The organism is Acrocarpospora catenulata (assembly GCF_018476525.1).
Lineage (GTDB): Bacteria > Actinomycetota > Actinomycetes > Streptosporangiales > Streptosporangiaceae > Acrocarpospora > Acrocarpospora catenulata.
The window spans coordinates 1,090-7,580 of record NZ_JAHCST010000120.1; the positions used below are offsets into that span (position 1 = coordinate 1,090).

The 6,491-nt window shown below is 70.0% G+C and carries 6 protein-coding genes; 4 read left to right on the top strand and 2 right to left on the bottom strand.

What is annotated here, in order from left to right:
• Positions 1 to 210 (bottom strand): hypothetical protein (locus tag KIP79_RS48065; RefSeq protein ID WP_250214945.1); only part of this gene is annotated, 210 nt, incomplete at its 3' end.
• A 136-nt stretch (positions 211 to 346) separates the two neighbouring features.
• Between KIP79_RS48065 and KIP79_RS45645 the strand changes: the two genes are divergently transcribed.
• The 4 genes from KIP79_RS45645 (at position 347) to KIP79_RS45660 (ending at position 5,911) form a co-directional block, all read left to right on the top strand.
• On the top strand, positions 347 to 2,176 hold the full coding sequence (locus tag KIP79_RS45645; RefSeq protein ID WP_308170253.1) for an ATP-binding cassette domain-containing protein: 1,830 nt from the start codon (positions 347 to 349) through the stop codon (positions 2,174 to 2,176).
• Positions 2,173 to 3,015: an ABC transporter permease gene (locus KIP79_RS45650; protein WP_214111336.1), complete on the top strand. Its 843-nt coding sequence runs from the start codon at positions 2,173 to 2,175 to the stop codon at positions 3,013 to 3,015. Before KIP79_RS45645 ends, KIP79_RS45650 begins: the two co-directional genes overlap by 4 nt.
• Before the next feature lie 297 nt (positions 3,016 to 3,312).
• Entirely contained in the window at positions 3,313 to 4,656 is a 1,344-nt protein-coding gene (locus tag KIP79_RS45655; RefSeq protein ID WP_214111337.1) for a cytochrome P450, read from the top strand.
• Positions 4,657 to 4,828: 172 nt separating this feature from the next.
• Positions 4,829 to 5,911 (top strand): terpene synthase family protein, encoded by a 1,083-nt coding sequence (locus KIP79_RS45660; RefSeq protein WP_214111338.1) that lies wholly within the window; start codon positions 4,829 to 4,831, stop codon positions 5,909 to 5,911.
• Between the two features lie 18 nt (positions 5,912 to 5,929).
• Here KIP79_RS45660 and KIP79_RS45665 read toward each other — a convergent pair whose 3' ends face one another.
• Positions 5,930 to 6,097, bottom strand: a complete 168-nt coding sequence (locus KIP79_RS45665) for a hypothetical protein (protein ID WP_214111339.1) — start codon at positions 6,095 to 6,097, stop codon at positions 5,930 to 5,932.
• Between the last annotated feature and the right edge of the window lie 394 nt (positions 6,098 to 6,491).

Consider the following 6,491-nt stretch of genomic DNA (forward strand, 5'->3'; position numbering starts at 1 on the left):
CGCGAACGGGGGCGCCAGCCAGGGCGCGAACGGGGGCGCCAGCCAGGGCGCGAACGGGGGCGCCAGCCAGGGCGCGAACGGGGGCGCCAGCCAGGGCGCGAACGGGGGCGCCAGCCAGGGCGCGAACGGGGGCGCCAGCCAGGGCGCGAACGAAGGTGCCAACCAGAGCGCGAACGAAGGCACCAGCCAGGGCACGAACGAGGGCGCCAACCAGAGTACCAACCAGGGCGCGGATGGTGGCGCCACCGGTGGTGCCACTGGTGGACCGGGGGGTTCCTCGGGGTCTCAGGGAGGGGTTCCCGGTGGGGGTCCTGGGGTTTCGCAGGGTGAGCCAACCCCGGAGCAGGTGCAGTGTGGAAGGTTCCTGCCGGAAATTTGCGACATCTACCAGGAGATCGCCGAGACCGGGAGGGCCACCACGGAGGCGGTGGATCTGCTCCGGCGGTCCAGCCCTGTGTCGGTGCCCGGCCGGATCCGCGTCCCCACGCTGATCATCCAGGGCCAGCGCGACTCCCTGTTCCCCCTCTCGCACGCGGACGCCAACGCGAGAGCCATCGCCGCGACCGGCGCCCCCGTCCAGATCGCCTGGATCAACGGCGGCCACGACGGCGGCGACAACGAGCAGGACTACGTCTTCGACCGCACCACGGCCTGGTTCGACCGATGGCTGAAGGAAACGGGCACAACACAAGGCCAGACGTTCACGGTCTCCAGGGACGGCGGCCGTGACCCGGGCACCCGCCGGAACACGATCGTGCACGCCGAGGGCGGGACGTACAGCGGAATCACCGGGACCGAGGAAACGAAGGTCACACTCAGCGGCCCCGACCAGACGGTCGCCAACCCACCGGGCGGCTCCCCGGCGGCGTTCTCCTCGATCCCGGGCTTCGGCAGCCTGCTCGGCGGCAACAACTCCGCCGGCCTGGGCGCGGCCCTCGACCTCCCCGGCCAGTCGGCCGCCTTCGAGTCGGACCCGCTCCCCCGAAGGGTGCACCTCACCGGCTCCCCAACCGCCAGAATCCGGGTGTACGGCGACGGCGAGGTGACCCTGTTCGCCAAGCTCTACGACGCCACCTCGGACCAGCTCGCCGTACTCCCGGCGAACCTGGCGGCCCCGCTGCGGGTGAAGGCGACCCCGGCCGGCACCCCGGTGACCATCGCCCTCCCGGCGGTGGACCGCCAGATCGACGCCGGTCGCCGCCTCCGCCTGGTGCTGGCCACGACCGACCTGGCGTACGCGACCCCGGCCGCCCCGGCCGTGTTCCGGGTCGGCCTGGCCTCCGGTGAGCTCACCGTGCCCACCGCGCCGGGCCTGGTCGCCCCGTCCACCGGCCCGGCCTGGTGGACCTGGGCGATGCCGCTCGCCGCGCTGGTGCTGGCCACCGCGCTCCTGCTGGCCGGCAGGGCACGCAGGACCGCCACGACCCCCGACCCGGCCCTGGCCGAGACCCCCCTCCAGATCACCGGCCTGACCAAGCGTTACCGCAACGGCGAGAAGGCCGTGGACGACCTGTCGTTCACCGTCCACAAGGGCCAGGTACTCGGCCTGCTCGGCCCGAACGGGGCGGGCAAGACCACCACGATGCGCATGCTGATGGGCCTGATCCACCCCGACGCCGGGGAGATAAGGATCTTCGGCGACCGGGTCACCCCGGGCGCGCCCGTGCTCTCCCGGCTCGGCTCGTTCGTGGAGGGCCCAGGCTTCCTGCCGCACCTGTCCGGCCAGGACAACCTGGAACTCTACTGGCGGGCCACCGGCCGCCCGCCCGAGGACGCCCACCTGGCGGAGGCGCTGGAGATCGCCGGCCTGGGCGACGCGGTGCACCGCGCGGTGCGCACCTACTCCCAGGGCATGCGGCAGCGGCTGGCCATCGCCCAGGCCATGCTCGGCCTGCCGGACCTGCTGGTGCTCGACGAGCCGACCAACGGTCTCGACCCGCCCCAGATCGCGGAGATGCGGAAGGTGCTCAGGGCGTACGCGGCCAAGGACCGGACGGTGATCGTCTCCAGCCACCTGCTGGGCGAGGTGGAGCAGGTCTGTTCGCATGTGGTGGTCATGCACCGGGGCCGCCTGGTCTCGGACGGCCCGGTGGCCGAACTGCTCAGCCGGGGCCACCTGAACGGCAGCACCCGCCTGGAGGACGTGTTCCTGGACCTGATCGGAGAGCAAACATGACCGCCGCGACCGGCTACGCCCCCCGGCACACCCTGCCGCTGCGGGTGGAGTTCGTGCGCCAGTTCAGGCGCCGCCGCACCATGGTGATGTTCGGCCTGCTCATGGCGCTGCCCTGGGTGCTGGTGGTGGCCTTCCAGTTCGGTCCGGGGAACAACAACCAGAACAGCCTGCGGCTGTCCGACCTGGCCACCGCGGGCGGGCTCAACTTCGCCGCCTTCGCGCTGTCGGTGTCGGCCAGCTTCCTGCTGGTGGTGGCGGTGGCGCTGTTCTGCGGCGACACGGTGGCCAGCGAGGCCAGCTGGTCCTCGCTGCGCTACCTGCTGGCCGCGCCGGTGCCCCGGGACCGGCTGCTCAGGCAGAAGCTGGTGGTGTCGCTGTCGTACTCGGCCGCGGCGGTGACCGTGGTCCCGGTGATGGCGCTGCTGGCCGGGACGGTGGCGTTCGGCTGGAACGACATCCGGGTGCCCGGCACCGGGGAGATCATCCCGGCCGCCGACGTGCTGCCCAAGTTCGCCGTGGTGATCGGGTACGCGATGGTCAGCAACCTAGTGGTGGCGGCCACCGCGTTCCTGCTCTCGGTCAGCACCGACTCGCCGCTGGGCGCGGTGGGCGGCGCGGTCGGGCTGGTGATCGTGAGCAGCATCCTGCAGGCGGTCGAGGCCCTGGGCAGCCTCCGCGAGTTCCTGCCCACGTTCTGGAACACCGCCTGGCTGGACGCGCTGGCCCCCGTCCCCGAGTACGACGGCATGATCAACGGCGTCGCCGTGGCGCTCACGTACGCCGCCATCCTGATCGCCTTCGCCTTCCGCCGCTTCCGCCGAAAGGACGTCGTTTCGTGATATTTCCGGACATGCCGGAAATGGGCGCGTGGTGAACTCGGCACCGCCACTAACGGTAATTGTTAGTGATGAATGTGGACTCCAGCGGCTGAGTGGGCCTATGTGAATTGGGAGAAGATGACAACGGTCTCCACTCAACATTGACAGGGGAACCATTTCATGTCGGAATGAATGGGACTTATTTCCTGAAGGGAACCAGCGGGCATGCCGACCGCATGCGCTCGCTATCGGGGGGCGCGCCTTCGGCTTGGCCATGGATGGACCGACCCTGCCAAGCCGAGTAAGGGGACCGTGCCAATGCCTCAGCTGACGCAGCTTCCACCCACCGCTCCAGGCGCCTTCCCCCTGCTCGGGCACATCCCGGCCTTGGTACGGCGCCGCCTGTCATTTCTGGAGGAGATGCGCGAGCACGGCCCGGTGGTCCGGATCCGGCTCGGCCGCACCCCCGCGTACGTGATCAGCGACGCCCGGATCGCCCGGGAGGTGGTCAGCGACGGCGGCACCACGTTCGCCCGCGGCCGCTTCTTCCGCAAGCTCCGCCCGTTACTGGGGGACGGCCTGGGCACCTCCGACGGCCCGTTCCACATGCGCCAGCGGCGCATGGTCCAGCCCGCCTTCCACCACGCCCGGCCGGGGTACGACGTGGCCACGCTGCACGAGGTGATCGAGTCCTGGATCGACCCCTGGCAGCCGGGCATGACCCTGGACATCGCGCGCGAGATGGACCGGCTCGGGGTGGCGCTGATCACCAAGTCGCTGTTCTCCGCCGACACCGCCGCGGCCGAGGTCCAGGACGTGCAGGAGTCCATCGCCGACTTCATGGTCGGGGTGGGCCTGCGCACCGTGGTCCCCATCGACCTGCTGGAGAAGCTGCCGCTCCCGGTCAACCGCCGCTTCGACGCCGCGCGCGACCGCCTGGAGCGGGCCATCACCAAGGTGATCGCCGACTACCGGGCCGACGAGCGGGAGCACCACGACATCCTGGCCATGCTGCTCGCCGCCCGGGACACCGAGGGCCTGCCCATGTCCGACCAGGAGCTCAGGGACGAGGTGCTGTCCCTGGTGGTCGCCGGGGGTGATACCACCGGGCACGTGCTCGGCTGGGTCTTCCACGAGCTGGCCCGCCACCCCGAGGCCGAACGCCGCCTGCACGAGGAACTGGACCAGGTGCTGGCCGGCCGTACGGTGACCGCCGACGATCTGCCCAAGCTGACCTACGCCGAGCAGGTGGTGAACGAGACGCTCCGGCTGCGCAGTCCCGGCTGGTTGGTGATGCGGCGCACCACCAAGGAGGTCACCCTGGGCGGGGTGCCCATCCCGGCCGGGACCGAGCTGCTGGTCAGCCTCTCCGCGCTGCTCCGCGACCCGGCGGCGTATCCGGACCCCATGCGGTTCGACCCCGACCGGTGGCTGCCGGAGCGCGCCGGGGAGCTGCGCCGTGACCTGTTCCTGCCGTTCGGCGCCGGGACCCGCAAGTGCGCCGGCGAGCCGCTGGCCCGCATCTCGATGGCGCTGGTGCTGGCCATCCTGCCCGCCCGGTTCCGGCTCCGCCCCGTTCCCGGACACCAGGTGCGGGAGATGGCGCTGGGCACCATGTCGGCCGACGCCATCCCGATGACCCTGGAGTCGCGCGCGCCCTGACGGCCTCGTACCACCCAATCAAAAACATTTCCCGCGCGCCCGGCGCGTGCTTCGCGCGCCCACGCGGTCCCGGTCGCCCGGTGGGCGCACCGGCCTGCCGTGGGCCCTCCCGTCGCAAAGGATGACCATCATGACCTACGCATCCGACATTACGGACATTCCAGTTTCACGGATGGAAGTGCCCTCGTTCTACTGCCCCTTCCCGTACGCGATCTCACCCGAGGCCGCGGAGGTCGACCGCCGCACCGTGCAGTGGATGGACGACTTCGGCATGCACCGCGGCAGGACCCAGCGCGACTACCTGGCCACCCAGAAGGTCGGCTACTTCGCCTCGCTGACCATGCCGCACGGCTCGGGCGAGGGCCTCCAGATCGCCAGCGACCAGCTCTTCTGGCTCTTCACCTTCGACGATATGTACTGCGACGAACGCGAGGGTGAAGCCTCGCTGGACGAACTGGTCCAGCTGCTCGGCAAGCTGGCCCGCATCCTGGAGGCCCCCACCGCCGAGATGCTCCCCGGCAACCCGTGGGCCGACGGCCTGCGCGACCTCCGCCGCCGCCTGGACCTGTACGCCACCCCGGTGCAGACCGCCCGCTGGGTGGAGGAACTGCGCAAGTACCTGTTCGGCCTGATCTGGGAGGCGGTCAACCGCTCCGCCGGACGCATCCCCCGGATCAACGACTACGTGGCCATGTGGCTGAACGTGACCGCCACGGCCCCCAGCCTCATGTTCATCGACATCAGCTCCGGCTACGAGGTCTCCGCGGAGGAGATGTCCACTCCCCGGGTACGCGCCCTCACCGAGATGGCCAACGCCTTAGTCGGCTGGGACAACGACATCATCTCCTTCAACAAGGAGGCCTTCCGCAAGGAACGGTACGGCTACGCCGAACTGCAGAACCTGGTCAGCGTGCTGGCCCACCAGAACGACTGCTCCATCGCAGACGCGCTCACCACCGCCGTGGCCATGCGGGACCGGGTGATGTCGCTGTTCCTGCGGCTCAGCGAGGAGGTCAAGAACGAAGCCGGTACCGAACTCCACCGGTACGTGCACGGCCTGGGCGAATGGGTCCGCGGCTATCTGGAGTGGAGCATGATCACCGACCGGTACGGCGACCCGCGCAACCCCGGCGACGCACTGGCCCCCCAGCGCATCCCCATGCCCCGTACCTGGAAGGACGACCCGACTGACGACAGCCTGGAACCCCTCCCCGTCACCGCCATCGGCTGGTGGTGGGACCAGTTGAAAGAGTGACCGGGTGCGTCGGGGAGGTCAGTCCCAGTGCGGCGGGCGTTCCTCCAGCAGGTGCGAGACACCGTCGTCGCCCCGCCACTCGCCCCAGCCGTGATCGGTGTCGTCCGCCGTCTGGTCGGGCAGCACCGGCAGCCCGTCATCGAAGAGATCCACCGGACGCAGTTCGTCCGGTTGCTGCTCTGTCATGTGGGCCATGATATCGAGTTCTCCCCCGGCCAGAATTCTCCCGGGGGAGAAACGCCCGGGACCCGCGCTCCGACGGCGGCCTCCGGGCAGGGGTACGATGCGGAACAGGAAAGAGCCCGCAGCGGGCTGGTAAAGGCATAGGTACAGGTGCAGGCCGGACGCGAACCCCCGTGAGGCGAGATGGCAACGCCAGCAGGATGGCGGCGAGAAGGAAATCTTCCCGCGGAACTCACCAGTTTCGTGGGTCGCAATAGGCTGCTCACCACTATCAGAGTGCGTTGCGCGAGCATATGCCTGTGATGTCGCTATGTGATCGCATGGATTTGTAGCGTTACCGCCGGCCGGTGGGGTCTGCTGTGCTGGGATGGCCGGGTGACCGAGCGTAAGCCGTACC

Excerpts from the sequence above, each read along its gene's own strand:
- KIP79_RS45650 (WP_214111336.1), top strand. The coding sequence starts at position 2,173 with ATGACCGCCGCGACCGGCTACGCCCCCCGGCACACCCTGCCGCTGCGG.
- KIP79_RS45655 (WP_214111337.1), top strand. The coding sequence starts at position 3,313 with ATGCCTCAGCTGACGCAGCTTCCACCCACCGCTCCAGGCGCCTTCCCC.
- KIP79_RS45660 (WP_214111338.1), top strand. The coding sequence starts at position 4,829 with ATGGAAGTGCCCTCGTTCTACTGCCCCTTCCCGTACGCGATCTCACCC.
- KIP79_RS45665 (WP_214111339.1), bottom strand. The coding sequence starts at position 6,097 with ATGACAGAGCAGCAACCGGACGAACTGCGTCCGGTGGATCTCTTCGAT.